19 protein-coding genes are annotated in these 22359 nt (G+C 37.1%); all 19 read right to left on the reverse strand.

What is annotated here, in order from left to right; genetic code table 11:
* Nucleotides 1-154: 154 nt before the first annotated feature.
* The 19 genes from NSQ69_RS18710 to cdsA all read right to left on the reverse strand — a co-directional run bounded on the left by NSQ69_RS18710 (nucleotide 155) and on the right by cdsA (nucleotide 22347).
* Entirely contained in the window at nucleotides 155-403 is a 249-nt protein-coding gene (locus tag NSQ69_RS18710) for a YlmC/YmxH family sporulation protein (RefSeq protein WP_002014571.1), read from the reverse strand.
* 135 nt (nucleotides 404-538) lie between these two features.
* The gene (locus NSQ69_RS18715) at nucleotides 539-1780 is read right to left on the reverse strand and encodes a M16 family metallopeptidase (protein WP_002088150.1); all 1242 of its coding nucleotides are present in this window, start codon (nucleotides 1778-1780) and stop codon (nucleotides 539-541) included.
* A gap of 86 nt (nucleotides 1781-1866) precedes the next feature.
* Entirely contained in the window at nucleotides 1867-2766 is a 900-nt protein-coding gene (locus tag NSQ69_RS18720; RefSeq protein WP_002128798.1) for a polysaccharide deacetylase family protein, read from the reverse strand.
* Nucleotides 2767-2920: 154 nt separating this feature from the next.
* On the reverse strand, nucleotides 2921-5074 hold the full coding sequence (gene pnp, locus NSQ69_RS18725; protein WP_002033682.1) for a polyribonucleotide nucleotidyltransferase: 2154 nt from the start codon (nucleotides 5072-5074) through the stop codon (nucleotides 2921-2923).
* Nucleotides 5075-5235: 161 nt separating this feature from the next.
* Complete coding sequence (rpsO, locus tag NSQ69_RS18730) at nucleotides 5236-5505, reverse strand: 30S ribosomal protein S15 (RefSeq protein ID WP_001229392.1); 270 nt, start codon at nucleotides 5503-5505, stop codon at nucleotides 5236-5238.
* Between the two features lie 100 nt (nucleotides 5506-5605).
* Nucleotides 5606-6577 (reverse strand): bifunctional riboflavin kinase/FAD synthetase, encoded by a 972-nt coding sequence (ribF, locus tag NSQ69_RS18735; protein WP_002128800.1) that lies wholly within the window; start codon nucleotides 6575-6577, stop codon nucleotides 5606-5608.
* Between the two features lie 43 nt (nucleotides 6578-6620).
* On the reverse strand, nucleotides 6621-7544 hold the full coding sequence (gene truB / locus NSQ69_RS18740; RefSeq protein ID WP_002014562.1) for a tRNA pseudouridine(55) synthase TruB: 924 nt from the start codon (nucleotides 7542-7544) through the stop codon (nucleotides 6621-6623).
* A 90-nt stretch (nucleotides 7545-7634) separates the two neighbouring features.
* Nucleotides 7635-7991 carry a 30S ribosome-binding factor RbfA gene (gene rbfA, locus NSQ69_RS18745; RefSeq protein WP_000776437.1) on the reverse strand — a complete coding sequence of 119 codons (357 nt, stop codon included), beginning with the start codon at nucleotides 7989-7991 and terminating at the stop codon, nucleotides 7635-7637.
* A 15-nt stretch (nucleotides 7992-8006) separates the two neighbouring features.
* Nucleotides 8007-8288: a DUF503 domain-containing protein gene (locus NSQ69_RS18750; RefSeq protein WP_002088157.1), complete on the reverse strand. Its 282-nt coding sequence runs from the start codon at nucleotides 8286-8288 to the stop codon at nucleotides 8007-8009.
* Entirely contained in the window at nucleotides 8285-10351 is a 2067-nt protein-coding gene (infB, locus tag NSQ69_RS18755; RefSeq protein WP_002014558.1) for a translation initiation factor IF-2, read from the reverse strand. The genes NSQ69_RS18750 and infB overlap by 4 nt, the downstream gene beginning before the upstream one ends.
* Before the next feature lie 4 nt (nucleotides 10352-10355).
* The gene (locus tag NSQ69_RS18760) at nucleotides 10356-10667 is read right to left on the reverse strand and encodes a YlxQ family RNA-binding protein (protein ID WP_341099604.1); all 312 of its coding nucleotides are present in this window, start codon (nucleotides 10665-10667) and stop codon (nucleotides 10356-10358) included.
* Nucleotides 10668-10940, reverse strand: a complete 273-nt coding sequence (rnpM, locus tag NSQ69_RS18765) for an RNase P modulator RnpM (RefSeq protein WP_002088161.1) — start codon at nucleotides 10938-10940, stop codon at nucleotides 10668-10670. It lies immediately after the preceding gene.
* A gap of 11 nt (nucleotides 10941-10951) precedes the next feature.
* Entirely contained in the window at nucleotides 10952-12058 is a 1107-nt protein-coding gene (gene nusA / locus NSQ69_RS18770) for a transcription termination factor NusA (RefSeq protein WP_002014554.1), read from the reverse strand.
* A 17-nt stretch (nucleotides 12059-12075) separates the two neighbouring features.
* A complete protein-coding gene (gene rimP, locus NSQ69_RS18775) occupies nucleotides 12076-12546 on the reverse strand; it encodes a ribosome maturation factor RimP (RefSeq protein WP_002088165.1) in 471 nt (156 codons plus the stop codon).
* A gap of 333 nt (nucleotides 12547-12879) precedes the next feature.
* Nucleotides 12880-17181 carry a PolC-type DNA polymerase III gene (locus NSQ69_RS18780; protein ID WP_002033677.1) on the reverse strand — a complete coding sequence of 1434 codons (4302 nt, stop codon included), beginning with the start codon at nucleotides 17179-17181 and terminating at the stop codon, nucleotides 12880-12882.
* Between the two features lie 124 nt (nucleotides 17182-17305).
* Nucleotides 17306-19006, reverse strand: coding sequence for a proline--tRNA ligase (locus tag NSQ69_RS18785; protein WP_002128803.1), 1701 nt, complete (start codon nucleotides 19004-19006; stop codon nucleotides 17306-17308).
* Between the two features lie 109 nt (nucleotides 19007-19115).
* Nucleotides 19116-20372, reverse strand: coding sequence for an RIP metalloprotease RseP (rseP, locus tag NSQ69_RS18790; RefSeq protein WP_002088169.1), 1257 nt, complete (start codon nucleotides 20370-20372; stop codon nucleotides 19116-19118).
* Between the two features lie 17 nt (nucleotides 20373-20389).
* On the reverse strand, nucleotides 20390-21532 hold the full coding sequence (dxr, locus tag NSQ69_RS18795; RefSeq protein ID WP_002014547.1) for a 1-deoxy-D-xylulose-5-phosphate reductoisomerase: 1143 nt from the start codon (nucleotides 21530-21532) through the stop codon (nucleotides 20390-20392).
* Nucleotides 21533-21555: 23 nt separating this feature from the next.
* On the reverse strand, nucleotides 21556-22347 hold the full coding sequence (cdsA, locus tag NSQ69_RS18800; RefSeq protein WP_002088171.1) for a phosphatidate cytidylyltransferase: 792 nt from the start codon (nucleotides 22345-22347) through the stop codon (nucleotides 21556-21558).
* Nucleotides 22348-22359: the final 12 nt, after the last annotated feature.

Raw genomic sequence — 22359 nt, forward strand, 5'->3', positions numbered from 1 at the left:
TTTCTTTCATTTATAAGAAAAATGCCTACTTTTTCTTTTTCCTCCACATCATATGTAATGTACGAGTTTGAGGTGATTGAAAAACAAAAAGCACACGTGATTTATCTTCTTTATATAAAGATAAAAAAAAGACAACCAAAATGGTCATCTTTCACTATGATCTTGAATGGTTCGTAAGATCGCAAAGTATCATATCATTTCCAACCTTCTTTATTTTGCTCCATTCTACTCTCACTTCTTGCTGTTCTCTTTTAAAACCTCCCCATTTCCCAGCAGGTATAATAAGCGCTTGTATTTTTCCATCTCTCTCATCAATTTCTAAATCTGCATGACCTAAAACTCCCATTTTTTCTGCTCTTTCTAAATCCACAATCTCTTTGCCACTTAATTCACTTAAACGCATTAAATCTCCCCCTATCCTACTTTTTATGAAGGTTATCCTATAATAAGTACCTATTCTGCATATATAAAAAAAATAACCGTATCTCATATAAAAGAGATACGGTTATTTCCGAAAGCGAATGAATTACAAGATCGATTAAAGTTTCATTCCTTTTGGCAGTTTTCCATCTGGACTAATAAGTGCCGCAGAGAATTCATCGGTAAACATATTGCGAATTAACTCGTCTACATTTTGCTTTGTTACAGTGTTTACACTTTCAATAATCTCATCAAGAGAACGATGTTTACGAAGAAGCAATTCGTTTTTACCATTACGGCTCATACGACTATTCGTACTTTCTAAACTTAACATTAAGTTTCCTTTTAATTGTTCTTTACTATTAACAAGCTCTTTTTCTGTAATACCTGTATTTTTCAACGTATTTAACGTTTCTTGCATTGTTTCATACAGTGTATCTAATTGTTTACTACCTGTTCCACCGTAAAGTGTTAACATTCCTGTATCTTCATAAGAAGAGTGATAAGAGAATACTGAGTACGCCAATCCACGTTGCTCACGTACTTCTTGGAATAAACGGCTACTCATACTACCGCCTAAAACATTATTTAATACAATTAAATTATAAATATCTTCGTGTCCCATTTGCAAGCCTTTATATCCTAAACATAAATGAGCTTGTTCTGTTTCCTTCTTACGTGCTACTTTATTGAAATGGAAAATTGGGCTATGTACTTGTTCACGATTTGTTGTCCCTTCGTAACTACCGAAATATTGCTCTACAGTTTGTAAAAATGCTTCATCAATATTCCCTGCAATTGATACAACAACATTTTCAGGTGTGTAATGATCTTTCATATATTGACGTAACGTATCACCTGTAAATGTTTCAAGCGTTTCTTCTGTTCCTAAAATAGGATATCCAAGCGGATGCGTTTCATATGTTGCTTTCGTTAACATATCATGCACAATATCATCTGGCGCATCTTCGTACATTTTTATTTCTTCACATACAACATTCTTCTCTTTTTTCAGTTCTTCCTCATCAAATGTTGAATTAAAGAACATATCTGCTAAAACATCTAATGCATATTTAGCATGCTCATCTAGCACTTTCGCATAGTAACATGTATATTCTTTTGAAGTAAAAGCATTTACTTGTCCACCAATGCTATCAAATGATTCTGCAATCTCTCTTGCACTTCGCGTTTCTGTCCCTTTAAAGAACATATGTTCCAAAAAGTGCGAAACCCCATTATTTTTTTCATTTTCATTTCTTGAACCTGCGTGGATCCATATACCAATCGCAACCGAGCGTACAGTTGGTATATTCTCCATAACAATTCTTACACCATTTTTACACGTATATTTTTTAATCAAAAACTTTCCTCCTAATGCCAGTTTCTCTAAATAATTGCTATTATTTAATGATAACAAGTTTAGAGATGAATGTCATGCAAATGTATTTAATCCACACGTTTTTCATCTAGTAATTCTGTAATATTCCCCACTTTATATCCTTGTTCCTTTAAATTTTTAATCATAGTATCTAGCGCTTCTGTTGTAGATGAAGTAGGATGCATTAGCACAATAGCACCTGGATGTATTTTTCGCATTACTCTCTGCAATAGCACACCCGGTTCTGGCCGCTTCCAATCAATTGTATCTACAGTCCACATAATCGTCCCCATTTGGAAATCATCCGCTATTTTTACTACCTCATCCCGAAAGCTTCCACTTGGCGGAGCAAACCATCTCACTTTCTGATTTGTAGCTGCTTCTATCATTCGATTCGTTTTTTGTAATTGATCTCGTATTTCATCTGTAGACAGCGTTTTCATATTAGGGTGTGTGTAAGAATGATTTCCTACTTCTTGATTTGCATCGACAATCATTTTGGCAAATCGTAAGTTTTCTTTCACCCAGCGTCCTTCTAAAAAGAAAGTCGCCTTCACATCATGTTTTTTCAATATCTCTAATATACGTGGCAAATACTCATTACCCCAGGCCACATTAATTGTTAATCCCACCATCTTTTTATTTGGATGTCCTCGATAAATGGGAGCTGGTGGTAAATCTTCTAAGTGAACACTCGGTGATACTTCCTTAAATTCAAGTTGTTTTTGATCAAACTTCTTGATTTTCTTCATATTATTATAGGACGCTTCTATATCCACTTGTTTTCCATTATACCCAGGCGTCGCCTTCCAAATCTTGTCAATCATCGCATTTTGCGGCATAATCTCGTACTGTTTTACATGCTTTTGAATCTCTTCATACAAGTTATCCTGCGCAAAAACGGAATAAGAGCCACAACCCATATATAAAGAAAATATAAATATGTACGCTAATATACGAGCTTTCATATAAACCCTCCCATTAACTATAAAAAAGAAACCATTTTCTTCTTATCTTTGTTAATTTGAGCGTTATGATGAAAACTATACCTATACTCACATAAAAATCTAAATGAATCACATTTTTTACATAACAAAAAAAGCCAGCTATACTGGCTTTCACTTATTGTTGCTCTTGTGCGTTTTCTTCTTTAGCTGCTTCTTCTTTAGCTGCTTCTTTTTCTTGCTCTTCTTTTAGCAATACTTTTCTAGATAAGTTTACACGACCTTGTTTGTCAATCTCGATAACTTTAACTGAAATCTCATCACCGATTTTCACAACGTCTTCTACCTTACCTACACGCTCAAGTGCAAGTTCAGAAATGTGAACAAGTCCATCTTTACCGCTAAATAATTCAACGAACGCACCGAATTTTTCAACGCGTTTAACTTTTCCTAAGTAGATTTCGCCTACTTGTACTTCGCGAACGATATCTTCGATAATTTTCTTCGCTTTTTCATTCATCTCTTGATTAATTGATGAAATGAATACTGTGCCATCTTGCTCGATGTCAATTTTAACGCCAGTTTCTTCAATGATTTTATTGATCTGTTTACCACTTGGTCCAATAACATCACGAATTTTATCTGGGTTAATTGCCATTGTAATAATCTTCGGAGCATACGCAGATAACTCAATGCGAGGTTCAGCGATAACAGATAACATGTGATTTAGAATGTGCATACGACCAACTTTCGCTTGTTGTAATGCTTCTTCTAAAATCTCACGAGATAAACCATCGATTTTAATGTCCATTTGTAGTGCAGTTACACCTTTTGCAGTACCTGCTACTTTAAAGTCCATATCACCTAAATGGTCTTCCATTCCTTGAATATCTGTTAAAATTGTATAATGCTCACCAGATTTCACTAGACCCATTGCAATACCAGCAACTGGTGCTTTAAGTGGTACACCCGCATCCATCATCGCTAATGTACTACCGCAAATACTCGCTTGTGAAGTAGAACCATTTGACTCTAATACTTCAGATACAAGACGAACTGTATATGGGAAATCCTTTTCAGATGGAAGTACAGGTTCAAGAGCACGTTCTCCTAGTGCTCCGTGACCAATTTCACGACGACCTGGTCCACGCATTGGTCTTGTTTCACCAACACTAAATGAAGGGAAATTATAATGGTGCATAAAGCGTTTTGACTCTTCTACACCTAGACCATCTAAAATTTGCACATCGCCTAATGCACCTAATGTACAAATACTTAATGCTTGCGTTTGTCCACGTGTGAATAGACCAGAACCATGTGTACGAGATAAAATGCCAACCTCTGATGCTAAAGGACGAATTTCGTCACCTTTACGACCATCTGGGCGGATTTTTTCAACTGTAATAAGACGACGTACTTCTTCTTTTACAATTTTATATAAAATCTCACTTACTTGTCCTAATGTATCAGCATCAGCTTCCTCAGCTTCGTAATGCTCAATTACACGCTTTTTCACTACGCTAATTGCATCTTCACGTGCATGTTTTTCGTGCACTTGAATTGCAGAATGCATATCTGTCTCAGCCATTTCACGTACAGCTTGGTTCAAATCAGCATCCACTTCATAAAGTTTCACTGCTGTTTTCTCTTTACCGACAGCTTGTACAATCTCTTCTTGGAATGCAATTAGACGTTTAATTTCATCGTGTCCAAACATAATTGCTTCTAACATTGTTTCTTCAGGTACTTGATCCGCTCCTGCTTCAACCATGTTAATTGCATCTTTCGTACCAGCTACAACAAGGTGCATATCACTTTGTTCTTGCTGTTCTACTGTTGGATTAATAACGAACTCGCCATTAATACGACCAACTGTCGCACCTGCGATTGGACCTTCAAATGGAATATCTGAAATAGATAATGCTAATGAAGAACCAAGCATAGCTGCCATTTCAGAAGAACAGTCTTGATCAACACTCATTACGATGCTGACAACTTGTACTTCATTACGGAAACCATCTGCGAAAAGTGGACGGATTGGACGGTCAATTAAACGACTTGCTAAAATTGCTTTTTCACTTGGACGGCCTTCGCGCTTAATAAAACCGCCTGGGATTTTTCCAACTGCATATAAACGCTCTTCATAGTTTACTGTAAGCGGGAAGAAATCTACATTTTTTGGCTCTTTTGATGCAGTTGCTGTAGATAGAACTGCTGTGTCGCCGTATCTTACTAATACTGCTCCGTTTGCTTGTTTTGCAAGCTGACTTGTTTCAATTGTTAGCTGACGACCAGCTAAATCTATCGAGAAGACTTGCTTTTCCTGACTCATTTAAGTACCCCTCTCAATTTAAAATATTCAATTCTTCTATGTAAATGGATAGTATATCACAATATTCTTTCCTCTAGTATTGCCGAAAATTAAGTAAGCTATAAAGAGTAGAAGATATATTTTTACCTAACAAAAAAGCGGGAATATTCCCGCTTCTTTGACTATCGACGTAAGCCAAGCTTTGTGATTAATTCACGGTAACGTGTGATATCGCTATTACGAAGGTAAGTAAGTAAGTTACGACGTTTACCAACCATCTTTAATAGACCACGACGTGAATGATGATCCTTCTTGTGAGTACGTAAGTGCTCGTTTAGAGTGTTAATTTGCTCCGTTAGGACAGCAATTTGAACCTCTGGAGAACCAGTATCAGTCTCATGAGTTCTAAATTGTGCAATGATTTCATTTTTACGCTCTTGTGTTAAAGCCATCCTATTTCACCTCCTAATAATTAAACCCCCAGTTACCTAGCAAGCATCGGTGAGTCGCAATGCCAAGTAATGGTTGTCATAAAGTACATAACATAGAATACTACTTTTCATTTGAAAAAGCAAGTATATTCTTTACGCTCGCAAAATATTCTTGGGCAACCTTTTTATCTTGAGCGATTTGAGCAACTAACTCATCAATTCCATTAAACTTTTTTTCTTCTCTTATACGCATGTGCCATTCCACTGTAACACTTTGATCGTATATGTCTTTATTAAATTCAAATAGATGCACTTCAATAGATAATTGACGCTCATTCTCTTTGAAAGTTGGTTTATATCCGATATTACATACACCATCATGCCATTCATCATGAACCTTCAATCTTACCGCATATACACCTACAGGTGGCAACAAATATTCATCACTTAAACCTACATTTGCAGTTGGGAAACCAATTTGACGTCCACGCTTATCACCGTGTACAACTGTTCCTTCTACCGTGTAAGCTCTCCCTAAAATAGATGGAATTTGTTCCATTTCACCGTTTCGAATTAACTTTCGTAATGAAGTAGAACTTACTTTTTCTTCTTGATATTCAACTTTTTCGATCACGGTCTGTGTAAACTCCCCTCTTGCATGAAATGGTAAAGTCTCCATCTTCCCTTTTCCTAAACGTCCATATGAATAATCAAAGCCTGCTACTACATGCTTTACATTTAAACCAATAATATACTCATCGACAAACTGCTGTGGTAATAATCCAGCAAATGGCTCATCGAATTTCACCACATATAAGATATCAATTCCTAAACTTGCGATGATTTCTTCTTTAAGGCGCATCGGTGTAATATACTCCACATGCGCTTCTTTTTTTCCTAATACAACAGATGGGTGTGGATGGAACGTCATGACAGCACTTTTACATCCTCTTTCATCCGCTATTTTTTTCGCTGTTCGAATCACACGTTGATGTCCTAAATGAATGCCATCAAAATATCCTAATGCCATTACAGTAGGTGGTAATTCTATTTTATTTTGTTCATGTGGATGAGTTAAATGAATAAGTTTCACGCTTGAATTCACCTTTTTCTGTAATAATCCTTCCAATAATTCATTATAGCTTTAGTTCTTGATTATTCACAAGTACTTTCATTGGCTTTAGCATTCCAGGGTGTTTTGGGTGATGCTCATAAATTGCTAAGCAACGATCATTTTTATCAAATACTGTAATAAATGGTGCTGTTGTTTCTAATTCATTGTTTAAGAACATACCGTTCTTTATTTTTTCAGCTTGCTTTTCATCTACAACCATTTTTGGAAACTTACTTAGCGCCTCATCAATTGAGATGAAAATAGACTCTACTGTTCCATTTTGCACGTTTTCTTCAATTTCTTCAAATGATATGCAATCTTCTAGTAAAAATTCACCAGATGCTGTTCTTACAAGGTGAGACATATGTGATGGAAATCCAAGTTTTTCACCTATCATTACTGCTAGTGTTCTTACATATGTTCCTTTACTACACGTTACACGGAAACGAAATGAAATATTTTCCCCTTCAAAAACTTCACGTTCATCAAGTAATACAAATTCATGAATTGTAATTGTACGAACTGGACGTTCAACTTCTTGTCCTGCCCTTGCATATTCGTATAGTTTTTTTCCGTTAACTTTTACAGCTGAGAACATCGGCGGCATTTGTTCAATTGTCCCTGTTAATTCCGCTAGTACCTCTTCTACTTCTTTACGTGTAATGACACGATTTACATCTTGTTTCTCCACAACTTCACCAGAAGCATCTTCTGTTGTTGTTGAAAATCCTAATGTCACTTCACCTTCGTATGTTTTTGTTTCACTTGTTAAAAATTGCGCAATTTTTGTTGCACGCCCAACGCAAATAGGTAATACTCCTGTTACATCTGGATCCAGTGTCCCTGTATGACCAATTCGTTTCTCACGCAATATCTTTCTTAATTTGAACACACAATCATGTGATGTCATTCCCTTTGGCTTATGTAATAATACTACACCTTCCATATACTCACCTCATCATTATTCTTTTGTAGTAATTGCAATTATGCAAAACTTATTTTACATTGAAAAAATGGATAGACAAATGTCTATCCATTATTCTTCACGTTTACCGTCTTTATTAATTTCATGTAAAAGTGTATCAATTCGATGACCATATCCGATAGACTCATCAAACTCAAAGGTAATTTCTGGTGTTTTACGAAGACGAATACGTTGGCCAATCTCTGAACGAATAAAGCCTTTTGCCTTCGCTAAACCTTTTAATGTATTTTCTTTCTGTTCTTCGTCACCTAAAACAGAAATGTATACTTTAGCAATTTGTAAATCTCCACTCACTTGTACATCTGTTACTGTAACAAATCCAATACGTGGGTCTTTAATTTTACGACTGATAATGTCGCCTAATTCTTTTTTCATTTGCTCGCCCACACGGTTCGCACGTAATTTCATAACTCTTCACCTCATTCAATACCATTCCAAATGTGTTATCGTACGTTCAATTTCAGGAAATGAATCGATATACTCAAGTACACGATTCATTTCTTTTTCACAGACAACACGATTTGAGGATACGGAAACAATTGCAATTTCTGTACGTTGCCATACATCTTGATGCCCAACTTCAGAAACAGCTACATTATAGCGCTGTTTCACACGAGTTAACACACGTTGCAAAATTGCTCGTTTCTCTTTTAAAGAATGCACATCGTAAATCATACACTCGAATGAGAGTGAAGCGATAATCATCGCTTCACTTCTTCCATAACGTATGCTTCAATGATGTCCCCTTCTTTAAGATCATTATATCTCTCAATTGTAATACCACACTCATAGTTTTGTGCAACTTCTTTTACATCGTCTTTGAAACGTTTTAACGTATCAAGTTTTCCTTCGAAGACTACTACGCCATCACGGATAATACGAACGCCACTATCACGTGTAATTTTACCGTCTATTACGTAACAACCTGCGATTGTTCCAACTTTTGTTACTTTGAATGTTTGACGAACTTCCGCTTGACCGATTACTTTTTCTTCGAATTCTGGATCCAGCATACCTTGCATTGCTGATTCAATTTCTTCGATTACTTTATAGATAATACGGTGTAAACGAACATCAACTTTCTCTAATTCAGCTGTACGCTTCGCATTCACATCAGGGCGTACGTTAAATCCAATTACAATTGCATTAGATGCAGAAGCTAAAATAATATCAGATTCTGTAATCGCACCTACGCCTGTATGGATAATTTTCACTTTTACGCCTTCAACATCAATTTTACGAAGTGATGCTGCCATTGCTTCTACAGAACCTTGTACGTCTGCTTTCACAATTAAGTTAATTTCTTTTACATCGCCCTCTTGGATTTGTTGGAATAAATCTTCCAGGCTGAATTTAGATTTCTCACCACGTTGTGCAACTAATGCTTCTTGTGCACGTGATTCACCGATTTGACGAGCTTTCTTCTCATCAGCGAATGCCATGAAACGATCTCCCGCTTGTGGCACTTCATTTAAACCTGTAATTTCAACAGGAGTTGATGGACCAGCAACTTTTACACGACGACCAATATCACTTACCATTGCACGAACACGACCGAATGATGTTCCAACAACAATTGGATCTCCAACTCGAAGTGTACCATTTTGAACAAGTAATGTCGCGATAGTTCCTTTACCTTTATCAAGCTGGGCTTCAATTACAGTACCAGCTGCATAGCGATTTGGATTTGCTTTATATTCTTCTACTTCACTCACAAGAAGGATCATTTCTAGTAAGTTGTCAATTCCCTCGCCTTGAATCGCAGAAATTGGTACGAAAATCGTGTCTCCGCCCCAAGCTTCTGGAACTAATTCATATTCTGTTAATTCTTGCATTACACGATCAGGATTTGCCGCTGGTTTATCCATTTTATTCACAGCAACAATAATTGGTACTCCAGCTGCTTTCGCATGGCTAATCGCTTCAACTGTTTGTGGCATAACACCGTCATCAGCTGCAACAACAAGAATTGTAATATCTGTTACTTGTGCACCACGAGCACGCATTGTTGTAAATGCCGCGTGACCTGGTGTATCTAAGAACGTAATTTTCTTATCATTTACATCAACTTGGTATGCACCGATATGCTGAGTAATTCCACCAGCTTCGCCAGCAGTTACTTTTGAATTACGGATAGAGTCAAGCAATGTTGTTTTACCATGGTCAACGTGTCCCATAATTGTAACAACAGCTGGACGTTCTTTTAAGTTTTCTTCATCATCTTGCTCATCGATGAATGTTTCAAATTCAGTTTCACTTACAACTACTTCTTCTTCTACTTCAATACCGTAATCAGTAGCAATTAACTCAATTGTATCTTTATCTAAGTCTTGGTTAATTGTCGCCATAATTCCTAGCATGAAGAGCTTTTTAATAATTTCAGATGGCTCTTTGCTTAACTTTTTAGCAAGGTCACCTACTGTAAGGCTTCCAGAGAAAGTGATTTTATCTGGTGTTTCTACTATTGGTGTTTGTTGTCTTCCAGCAAAGTTATCTTGACGTTTATCTTCATTTGCTTTGCCTTTTTTCTTATTCTTATTGCTGTTCTTTTTACTGCGAACAACTTTCTCTTCTACTTCAAACTCATCTGCAACAGAAGGTTTTTCCGCTCCAGCGCTATATTGATTATCTAATTTGTTTACTACTTCATCTTCTAACATTGTCATATGATTCGAAACCTCGATATTCATCTCTTTTAGTTTTGTCATAAGATCTTTACTTGAGATATTATTTTTTTTTGCATATTCATGTACTCGAATTTTACTCATACCTTCACCCCCGGCAATTTGTATCGAGCATGCTACGTAGCTTTTTCGCAAAGCCTTCATCTAAAACAGCTACAACGACTCGCTCGTCTCTCCCAATCGCATGCCCTAATTGTTGTCGATTTTCGACTTTTCTCATTGGTATGTTGTAGTACGTGGTTTTATCAATGATACGTTTTGTAGTGTTCGCTGACGCATCTTCAGAAAGCAATACTAGCTTTGCTTTGCCACTTCGTACTTCTTTTAAAACGAGTTCTTCACCCGAAATAATTTTTCGAGCGCGGTTTGCTAGTCCTAAAAATGATTTCCAATCAGACACTTATTTCGACTCCTTCTCAACAAGCTCAAGAAGCTCTTCGTACAGAGAACTGTCGATTTTCGCTTTTAGATGATGTTCCAAAATGTTTTTCTTTTGGGCTTGAATAATGCTTTCTTTATCTTTTGATAAATATGCACCTCGTCCTGATTTTTTTCCTGATAAATCAATAGACACTTCGCCCTCTTTGGAACGAACAATGCGAACTAGCTCTCGTTTTGATTTCATCTCTTGCGTCGCAATACATTTTCGTAACGGAACTTTTCGATTGCTCATACTCATCACCTCTATTCGATTTCGTCTTCAGCTGAATCGAATCCGAATGCGATTACGCTATCTTCTTCTGTCACAATACCAAGTTGTTTCGCATCAGACTCACTTTTAATATCAATTTTCCAGCCTGTTAATTTAGCTGCAAGACGCGCATTTTGTCCACGCTTACCAATCGCTAATGAAAGCTGGTGGTCTGGAACAACAACAGTTGTTGCTTTCTCTGCTTCATCTACAAGTACTTTAACAACCTGTGATGGACTTAAAGCATTTGCAACATATTCAACTGGGTCATTCGACCAGCGAACGATGTCAATCTTTTCACCTTTTAGTTCATCTACAACGCGTTGTACACGTTGTCCTTTCGGTCCTACACAAGAACCTACTGGATCAACATCGATATTCTCTGCATATACAGAAATTTTAGAACGGTCGCCTGCTTCACGTGCTACAGAGCGAATTTCTACAGTTCCATCATAAATTTCTGGAACTTCCATTTCGAATAAACGTTTTAAAAGACCAGGATGTGTACGTGATACGTAAATTTGTGGTCCTTTTGTTGTCTTTTCTACTTTTGTAATAAATACGCGAATACGATCATGCGGTTTATATTGCTCATTTGGCATTTGCTCACTTACAGGTAATAAAGCTTCTACTTTACCTAAGCTTACATAGATGAAACGAGCATCTTGGCGCTGTACAATACCAACCATAATGTCTTCTTCACGATCACTAAATTCTGAATAAATTACACCACGTTCCGCCTCACGAACTCGTTGTGTTACAACTTGTTTTGCAGTTTGCGCTGCAATACGACCAAAATCTTTTGGCGTTACTTCAATTTCTAGTACGTCACCATCTTGGTAGTTTGGATTAATTTGTCTTGCCTCTTCTACAGAGATTTCAAGACGTGGATCAAACACATTATCTACAACGTCCTTACGTGCTAAAACTTGAATTGTTCCCACTTCTGGGTTAAAGCTCACACGAACGTTTTGTGCTTGGTTAAAATTGCGTTTATAAGCAGAGATTAATGCTGCTTCAATCGCATCAATAATAATATCTTTGCTAATACCTTTTTCTGACTCTAATACGAGCAAAGCATCTAACAACTCAGTGCTCATGAAGATCCCCCTTCTTACTAAAACGTAACAGCAAGTCGCGCATTTGCAACTTTATCCATTGGAATTTGGATTTCTTTTTTACGTGTTTTAATTGTTAATAGTAGTGTAATTGTATTACCGTCGTAGGAAAGTAGCTTTCCTTCAAACATCTTCTCACCATCAATCGGCTTATATGTTTTAATTGCCACTTGTTTTCCTACCGCTTGCTGGAAGTCTTTCTCTTTCTTTAATGGACGTTCCGCTCCAGGAGATGATACATCCAAAAAGTAAAGATGAGGAATTGGATCCTCTTTATCTAAAGCTTCGCTTAAACGTTCACTTACCGCACCGCATTCTTCAATTTCGACTCCCTTTTCAGAATCGATGAATACGCGTAAGAACCAGTCTTGTCCTTCTTGCACATACTCTACATCTACAAGTTCAAGATTTAACTCTTCAACGATTGGCTGCGCAAATGCTTCTACAATTTCTGTGACTTTCTTATCCATAAACAGCCTCCTTCCTGCCGCCATGTACCATTTACAAGAAAAGATCCCGTTCATAAAGACGGTCTATCTTATTCTTTCTCGTTAGCTAACAAAAGCCCCTGCCGTTAAGCAGGGAATATCTGTCTTAGTATTACCAAATTTAAGAAGTAAAACTTGTAACAAAATATGTATATACGACAGAAATATCTTTACTATCTACATAAGCAAAATGTAGATAGTAACACGAAAGAGTGGGTTTCCCCACTCTCTTTTTCACAAAATATACATGACATGGTTATCTCGGTTTATAGTATACCATAGCAAATGTTGATTTGCAAAGATTTTTCCTACCTATTAGAACAGTGACAATTGGTTTTGATCCGGTAAATCTCCTAGACAACCTTGACCATCTAAATACTCAATAATCGTTTTAGAAACCTTACTACGCTGCTGTAAGTCTTCTTTTGATAAGAAATCACCATTTTTACGAGCTTCAACAATACTGAAAGCTGCGTTTGTACCAAGACCGGGAACTGCATTAAATGGAGGAATTAAAGTATCCCCATCAATTATAAATTCGGTTGCATGCGAGCGGTATAAATCAACCTTTTGGAATGAATAACCACGCTCACACATTTCAAGTGTCATTTCTAGTACCGTTAATAAACTCTTCTCTTTCGGTGCTGCATCCAATCCTTTTTGTGCAATTTCATCAATTTTTACACGTATGGATGCTGAACCTTTCGCCATCGCCTCTACATCAAAGTCATCTGCACGAACTGTAAAATATGCCGCATAGAATAAAAGTGCGAAATGTACTTTAAAGTATGCAATACGTACAGCCATAAGTACGTAAGCAGCCGCATGGGCTTTAGGGAACATGTACTTAATCTTCTTACATGAATCAATATACCAACCTGGTACATTGTTATTTCTCATTTCCTCTTCCCATTCTTCTGGTACACCTTTACCTTTACGCACCGACTCCATGATTTTGAAGGCTAATGATGGATCCAAGCCTTGATAAATTAAATATACCATGATGTCATCACGACAACCGATAACTTCACTCAGTGTACACGTACCGTTATAAATTAATTCATTCGCATTACCTAACCATACATCTGTACCATGGGACAGTCCAGAAATTTGGACAAGCTCTGAAAACGTCGTTGGTTTCGTTTCTTCTAACATTTGTCTTACGAATTTCGTACCAAACTCTGGTATACCAAGTGTACCTGTTTTACAGTTAATTTGTTCTTCCGTTACCCCTAAAGACTCTGGACCAGAGAAAATTTTCATTACTTCTGGATCATCCGTTGGGATTGTTTTCGGGTCAATACCACTTAAATCTTGAAGCATACGAATAACAGTCGGATCATCGTGTCCTAATATATCAAGTTTCAATAAATTATCATGAATTGAGTGGAAGTCAAAGTGCGTTGTTCTCCACTCAGCACCTATTGAATCAGCCGGAAACTGAATTGGTGAAAAGTCAAAAATATCCATGTAATCTGGTACAACGATAATACCACCTGGATGCTGTCCGGTCGTACGCTTTACACCTGTACATCCCGCAACTAAGCGATCAATCTCTGCATTTCGAATTGTTAAGTTATGATCATTAGCATAACCTTTCACATACCCATAAGCGGTTTTTTCCGCAACCGTACCAATTGTTCCTGCGCGGTATACATAATCTTCACCGAACAGTAATTTCGTATAGTTATGGGCGCGTGGTTGGTATTCTCCGGAGAAATTCAAATCGATATCCGGTACCTTATCCCCTTTAAATCCAAGGAACGTTTCGAAAGGAATGTCATGCCCATCTTTCACATATGGAACATTACATGTTGGGCATTCTTTATCTGGTAAATCAAAACCAGAACCTACAGAACCGTCATTAAAGAACTCTGATTGTTTACACTTTGGACATACATAGTGCGGTGGTAATGGGTTTACTTCTGTAATTTCCATCATCGTTGCAACAAATGATGAACCTACCGATCCACGCGAACCTACTAGATAACCGTCCACTAACGATTTTTTCACAAGCTTATGTGAAATTAAATAAATAACGGCGAATCCATGTCCAATAATACTTTTCAATTCTTTTTCCAAACGAGCTTCTACAATTTCCGGTAGTTCATCTCCATAGATACTTCTTGCCATTATATAGCTCATATCACGTGTTTCATCATCAGCACCTTCAATTTTCGGTGTGTATAAATCATCTTTTACTGGACGAACATCACCAATTAATGACGCGATCTTGTGTGTATTTGTCACAACAATTTCTTTTGCTTTGTCTTCACCTAAGAATGAAAAACAATCTAGCATTTCATTTGTTGTACGGAAATGTACAGGCGGTAATGAATGGCGATTTAACGGATTAGCTCCTCCCTGCGAACTGACTAAAATTTTCCGATATATCGCGTCCTCTGGATCTAAATAATGCACATTCCCAGTAGCAACAACTGGCTTATCTAACGTCTCACCTAGTTTTACTAAGTTAGAAATTATTGTTTTTAACTGTCCTTCATCTCGAACGAGTTCACGTTCCACTAAATGACGTAACACTTCTGGAGGCATAACCTCAATGTAATCGTAAAACTGTGCAATTTCTTCTACTTCTTCAGGCGCTTTTTGCATCATAGCTTCAAATACTTCACCTTTGTCACAAGCTGTTCCTACTAAAATGCCTTCGCGATATTTTTTTAATAGTGATCGTGGTACACGTGGTACACGATAAAAGTAATTCAAGTGAGAATATGAAACAAGTTTATATAAGTTTTTCAACCCAACATCTGATGTGGCAAGTAACGTCATATGACTTGGACGCCCACGTTTATACGCATCCCCTTGTCCCATACTATCGTTTAGTTGATCGTGATATTCAAATCCCTTTTCAATCACATCTTTTAACATCTTCACAAGTAAATATCCCGTTGCTTCTGTATCATAAATCGCACGGTGATGTTGCGTTAATTCAATATCAAGCTTTTTACACATCGTATTTAATCGATGATTTTTCATTTCTGGGAATAAGAACCGTGCAAGTTCTAACGTATCAATAACTGGATTTTTCGTTTTTTCTATCCCAGCCTTTTTAAAACCTACGTTAATAAAGCCCATATCGAAGCTTGCGTTATGAGCAACAAGTGTATGGTCACCCATCCATTCCTCAAACTTTTTAAACACTTCGTCCACTTCTGGTGCATCAGTTAACATATCATCTGTAATACCTGTTAATTCAATAATCGTCGCCGATAATGGTTGATGAGGATTTGCGAAAGATTCAAAGCGATCAATAATTTCTCCACCTTTTACCTTTACAGCAGCTAACTCAATGACTGTATCATATACAGCAGATAACCCTGTTGTCTCAACGTCAAAGACAACATATGTTTCTTCTGCAAGTAGACGATGTGCTTCGTTATATGCTATCGGCACACCATCATTAACTAAATTTGCTTCTACACCATATAGAACTTTAACTCCAGCCTTTTTACCAGCAGAATATGCTTCTGGGAACGACTGTGCAACAGCATGGTCTGTAACTGCAATAGCCTCATGCCCCCATTTTCCGGCTTGGGCAACGAGCTTAGACACAGAAGTAACAGCATCCATTTGACTCATTGGAGTATGAAGATGAAGTTCTACTCTTTTTTCCCCTTCTTTTGCTTTATCTTTACGAGAAGGTCCCGTTATTTCATTTATATCATTTGCGATCATAACTAAATCACGCACGAATGTATCATTTTGAACTGAACCACGCGCTTTTACCCAAGTTCCTTTTTTCAAGGATTGTAACATCGGGATATCTTCTTTATCACGTGAGAACATCTTAATCATAATAGAGTCCGTATAGTCAGTTATCTTTAAAGTTAATAATGTACGTCCACTACGAAGTTCTTTCGTCTCTACATGGAAAACATACCCTTGAACGGTTTTTCTTCTTTCTTCATCTTGAATTTCACGCAGCGGCGTAATCTCTTCATCTGGCTTAATAAGATAACCAAGCACAACTGGTCCTTCATGAACAACATCACTTTCTTCAGCTTGCCTTTTAGCCATCTCTTCCATAGCCTGTATAACTCGTTGACGATCTTCTTCCTGTGTTTGCTCACGAAACTTTTGCATTTCTTCTGCATTTTGCTTTATATGTGTGTCTAACTGAAAACGCGGGAATCCAAAAGCTTCGTATTGATCACCTACTGGTTTCGCAACGTTTTTCTTTAAAGTAGTAGATTCCAGCTCATTATTCACATTTAATAGCAACTTCACGCCATTGACCTGCGGAAGTTGCTTCTTTAAGTACGCGAACATAGGTGAAAATGTAATTCGTTCTGTACAAAGCGGCCAATATGCCTTCACTTCTTCTTCTGTAAATTGTTTATTCTCTGCTTCTAATGCAAATGTTGTTCTTGCAATATGAGAAAATGATTGCTTAAGCTTTGTTTCTAGCAACTCATATAATTCTGTCGGCAAAATACGTGGCACTTGTAAGTCAAAATGCCAACTTTTATTCGCTTTATCAATAACTAGCTTTTCAATACCACCGCCATGTAAATATTGATTTATAAGGTCTTCTGGTATTTGCAACTGTTGGAGCAAAATTTGAAATCGCTCTTGTTGTTCATTTGTTAATGACATAAGCACTCTCCTTCCATTTGCTATTATAAATTGAAACGTACTACAAAGAAAGATTTCTTCCTTCTTCTTTTACAAAATACGTTTACAAAGAAAGAGAAGGTACCTCATTACGAGGTACCTCTTCTTATTTTAAAATATTAGCAATATATGTTTGAAGTTCTTCTACTTTCACTTCTTCAGACTCGCCTGTAGCACGTACTTTCACTTCTACAATACCTTCATCTGCTTTTTTACCAACTGTAACACGAACTGGAAGGCCGAATAAATCTGCATCTGCAAATTTAACACCTGCACGTTCTGCACGATCATCTAGTAATACTTCGTATCCTTGCTCTTGTAATGAGTTATAGATATTTCCACCCATTTCACGTTGTGCATCAGATTTCATATTTACTGGAATTACATGCACATGGAACGGTGCAACAGATTTTGGCCAAACTAAACCATTCTCATCATTAAACTGCTCTGCAATTGCTGCCACTGTACGAGATACACCGATACCGTAACAACCCATAATAAGTGGTTTTGTTTTTCCGTTTTCATCTAGGAACGTTGCGTTCATTGCTTCACTATAACGAGTTCCTAATTTGAATACATGACCAACTTCAATTCCACGTGCGAAAAGAATTGTTCCATTTCCATCTGGAGATTGGTCTCCTTCTTGGATGAAGCGTAAATCTGTATATTGACTTACTTTAAAGTCACGTTCTGGATTTACATTTACATAATGGAATCCTTCTTCGTTCGCTCCTGAACATCCGTTGACAATTGATGCTACAGCATGGTCAGCGATAATTTCGATATCCCCTGTAACACCAATCGGTCCTAAAGAACCCACTTCACAGTTTAATAACTCTTTTATTTCTTCATGTGAAGCAAGCTCAACGACTGAAGCTCCGTATACATTCTTCACTTTTACATCATTGACTTCATGATCGCCACGAACAAGTACTACTACTAATTTCGCATCTACTTTAAACACCATAGATTTAATGCATTTTTCCGCTGCGATATTTAAGAATGCAGATACTTCTTCAATAGCTTTTTGATCTGGAGTTGCTACTTTTTCAAGTGCTTTTTCGGCTTCATCACTCTTCGTATACGTAGCAACAACAGGAGCCATTTCAATATTTGCCGCATAATCAGATGTATCAGAATACGCAATTGTATCTTCACCTACATCAGATAACACCATAAATTCGTGTGTATCTTTTCCACCCATTGCTCCAGAATCAGCGATAACTGCACGGAAATTCAAACCACAACGAGCAAAGATATTAGAATACGCTTTGTATAAACCGCTATATACTTCATCCAAACTTTCTTGTGTTGCATGGAAAGAATACGCATCTTTCATTAAAAATTCTCTTCCGCGTAATAAACCGAAACGTGGTCTTTGCTCATCACGGAATTTTGTTTGAATTTGATATAATGTTAATGGTAGTTTTTTGTATGATTTAATTTCATCACGTACAAGATCTGTAATTACTTCCTCATGAGTTGCCCCTAGCGCAAACTCGCGAGCATTACGATCTTTCATACGCATTAATTCTGATCCGTAAGAATACCAACGACCTGATTCTTGCCATAATTCAGAAGCTTGCATAGCTGGCATTAATAGTTCTACTGCCCCTGCGCGCTCCATTTCTTCACGAACAATACGTTCTACTTTGTGTAACACTTTTAAACCAAATGGTAGAAAACTATAAATACCAGAAGCATTTTGACGCATAAACCCTGCGCGAAGTAATAATTGATGACTCTTAATTTCAGCATCTGCTGGAACTTCACGTAATGTAGGACTGAATACCATACTTTGTTTCATTTATTCGCACCTCTTCATTTTACTCTTACACGCAATAAAACCCCTCACCTCGAGTTAGGTGAGGGATTTTATTCTATGAGCTCTATTTCATTATAAACTTCTTCTTATTTTACAAGAAAAACTTACGGATGTCATTCCATGTTACAACTAACATAAGCAACATTAATAATGCAAACCCAATAAAGTGAACCATTCCTTCTTTTTGACGATCAATTGGTTTTCCTCGTAATGCTTCAATTAAGAAGAAGAACAAACGTCCACCGTCTAAAGCTGGGACTGGTAATAAATTAAATAAACCAAGGTTAATACTTAAAACTGCCGCTAAACTTAGTACACGCGTAAATCCATAATCTACAACTTGATCTGTTAGATTATAAATTCCTACTGGACCTGACAACTCATTAATAGAAAATTGACCCGTTACTAATTTCACAAGAGAATCAAAAATTAGTTTCGTCCATTCGTATGTTTGTTCAAACCCTGATTTAATAGAACCCATCACTGTTTTCTCTACAGGAGAATAAACACCAATTCTACCAACTTCGTCTTTTCCTTCTTTATCAAGCGTTGGTGTTACTTTCACATTAAATTGCTCACTATCACGCTTTACATGTAACGTAATTTCTTTATTTGGGTTTTCACGTACAATCGTTACAACATCTTTCCATGTACTAGTGTTCTTCCCATTGATTGCTTGAATCGTATCGTTTTCTTTTAATCCAGCTTGTTCTGCAGCACTATTCTCCATTACTTTTCCGACCATTGGTTTGTCAACAGGAACTCCTTGTACAAATCCAAGAATCACAAAAATAACAAATGCTAGAATAAAGTTCATTGCAGGACCTGCAAAGATTGTTAGAGCACGTTGGCCCAATTTTTTAGAGCCAAATTGTCTATTGTACGGAGCGATTTGAATTTCTTCTCCCGCAGAAATGATACGAGCTTTTTCATTTACTCGGAATGTTTGCAGCTCTTCCTCGTACTCTTCATAACCCAAAATTGTAAGATTATGCTCTAAATCAGCTTGTTCGACTTCAATGACACGAACATTTGGATATTTTTCATGTCCGTCAAAAACTAATTTCACAACTTCGTCTTTTTCATTTAATACAAGTCCAACCTTTTTTCCAGGTTTTAACTCAACTGTGTCCGCATCCTCGCCAGCCATTCTTACATAGCCACCAAGGGGCAGTAATCGAATCGTATACACCGTTTCATTCTTTTCAAATGAGAATATTTTCGGACCAAAACCAATCGCGAACTCGCGGCACAAAATACCTGCTCTTTTTGCGAAATATAGATGCCCTAGCTCATGGAAAAATACGAGTGCACCGAAAATTAATATAAAGGCAATCGCTGTATTCAATTCCATAACCACCTTTGCTAAATTTGTTCCATCACAAACCGTCTTGTGGCTGCGTCAATTTCCTGAATTTCCTCTAAGCTCGGACGTGCAATGACAGTGTGATGGTGCATTGCTTTTTCAATGAGGTCTTCCACTGTTAAGAAACCAATTCTCTTTTGTAAAAAAGCTTCAACAGCTACTTCATTTGCCGCGTTCATTACAGCCGGCATACTTCCACCTGTCTTTCCAGCTTCATACGCAAAACGTAGACAACGGAAACGCTCTTGATTCATTTTCTCAAAATGCAATGTTCCCATTTCCCATAAATTTAACTGTTTCGTGTCTGAAAGAGGCAATCTATCAGGATATGTAAGCGCGTATTGAATCGGTACTCGCATATCAGGTGAGCCAAGCTGTGCCATTACACTACGATCTTCAAATTCAACCATAGAATGAATAATACTTTCTTTATGTAGAACAACATCGATTTGCTCATAAGGGATACCAAAAAGCCAGTGTGCTTCAATTACTTCTAGCCCCTTATTCATCATTGTAGCAGAATCAATTGTAATTTTCGAACCCATTGACCAGTTTGGATGACGAAGTGCATCTTCTACGGTCACTTGATGCAATTCATCTCTCGTTTTATCACGAAAACTTCCGCCTGAAGCAGTTATAATTAAGCGAGAGATTCTTTTTTCATTTTCACCATTCAAGCATTGAAAAATAGCTGAATGTTCACTGTCTACTGGAAGTAACGATACATTATGTTTTCGTGCTGCTTCCATTACAAGATGCCCTGCAGTTACTAACGTTTCTTTATTTGCAATTCCAATTGTTTTTTTCGCCTCAATTGCGCGGAGTGTCGGTAACAACCCTACGCTACCTACAACAGCATTCACTACAATTTCTGTATCTGGGTGCAGCGCTACTTCTAATAAGCCTTCGCTACCATATACTACTTTTGTATTACCAGAAACAGCTTGTAATTTTAAAACATCTTCCTCTCTTTGCACAGAGACAATTTGCGGGGAAAATTCTTGAATTACCTTTACTGCATAATCAACATTTTTCCCTACAGAAAAAGCAACGAGACGGAATTGGTCTGGGTGCGAGCGTAACACATCTAATGTTTGTGTACCGATTGATCCGCTTGCACCTAGTAAACTAATGTTTTTCATGACTCCAACCCCTCGTTCATTTATTAATTGTATTGTAATAAGAAGTATAGAATTGGTAACACAAATAACCAACTATCTGTTCGATCTAAAATACCACCATGTCCAGGTAAAATTGTACCTGAATCCTTTACACCATAATGGCGTTTAAATGCAGATTGCACTAAATCACCAATTTGTCCAAAAATAGAAATGATAATCGTCAGAACGATTAAAACTCCTACATTCGCTTCAACTGGGAAGAACATATTGTAAACAAGTGCAACAACAATTCCACAAACAATACCGCCTAATGAACCTTCAATCGTTTTATTCGGACTAATTTCTGGCCATAATTTTCTTTTTCCAAATGCTTTTCCTATGAAATATGCACCTGAATCAGTTGCCCATATGACAAATAGTGCACAGAACACATATTTGATTCCTAATATTCTCGTTTCATTTAAATATAAGAATCCCATTCCAACATATGTCGTTGCCATAAGTAAAAATGAAGCATTGTCAAAAGTAAATGTATTCTTAGAAAGGACTGTATATGATAAAAGTAATAAAACAATCACAAATGTGATTTCTAATTTACCTAACCCAATCCACGTAAACAGTTCTGATGCACTACTCGGAATTAAAATAATCCACAATAATACTGCAGCTAAAACTGTTGGTACCGAAATAAGCGTAAGCTTGTTCATACGAATTAATTCATATAAACCTATAGAAGCAAGTGCATACACTAAAACTGTAAAAGGCACGCCACCGTAAATTACGATGGGAATGAATAGCGCGGCAGCAATCACTCCAGTAATAATTCTCTGTTTCACTACCAAACCCTC

This window comes from Bacillus sp. FSL R10-2201, from assembly GCF_038008665.1.
Taxonomy (GTDB): Bacteria; Bacillota; Bacilli; order Bacillales; family Bacillaceae_G; genus Bacillus_A; species Bacillus_A mycoides.

Coding starts and splice junctions, on each gene's coding strand:
- NSQ69_RS18710 (WP_002014571.1), bottom strand. CDS start 403: ATGCGTTTAAGTGAATTAAGTGGCAAAGAGATTGTGGATTTAGAAAGA.
- NSQ69_RS18720 (WP_002128798.1), bottom strand. CDS start 2,766: ATGAAAGCTCGTATATTAGCGTACATATTTATATTTTCTTTATATATG.
- pnp (WP_002033682.1), bottom strand. CDS start 5,074: ATGAGTCAGGAAAAGCAAGTCTTCTCGATAGATTTAGCTGGTCGTCAG.
- rpsO (WP_001229392.1), bottom strand. CDS start 5,505: ATGGCTTTAACACAAGAGCGTAAAAATGAAATCATTGCACAATTTAGA.
- truB (WP_002014562.1), bottom strand. CDS start 7,544: ATGGAAGGTGTAGTATTATTACATAAGCCAAAGGGAATGACATCACAT.
- rbfA (WP_000776437.1), bottom strand. CDS start 7,991: ATGAAATTACGTGCGAACCGTGTGGGCGAGCAAATGAAAAAAGAATTA.
- NSQ69_RS18750 (WP_002088157.1), bottom strand. CDS start 8,288: ATGATTATCGCTTCACTCTCATTCGAGTGTATGATTTACGATGTGCAT.
- infB (WP_002014558.1), bottom strand. CDS start 10,351: ATGAGTAAAATTCGAGTACATGAATATGCAAAAAAAAATAATATCTCA.
- rnpM (WP_002088161.1), bottom strand. CDS start 10,940: ATGAGCAATCGAAAAGTTCCGTTACGAAAATGTATTGCGACGCAAGAG.
- nusA (WP_002014554.1), bottom strand. CDS start 12,058: ATGAGCACTGAGTTGTTAGATGCTTTGCTCGTATTAGAGTCAGAAAAA.
- rimP (WP_002088165.1), bottom strand. CDS start 12,546: ATGGATAAGAAAGTCACAGAAATTGTAGAAGCATTTGCGCAGCCAATC.
- NSQ69_RS18780 (WP_002033677.1), bottom strand. CDS start 17,181: ATGTCATTAACAAATGAACAACAAGAGCGATTTCAAATTTTGCTCCAA.
- NSQ69_RS18785 (WP_002128803.1), bottom strand. CDS start 19,006: ATGAAACAAAGTATGGTATTCAGTCCTACATTACGTGAAGTTCCAGCA.
- dxr (WP_002014547.1), bottom strand. CDS start 21,532: ATGAAAAACATTAGTTTACTAGGTGCAAGCGGATCAATCGGTACACAA.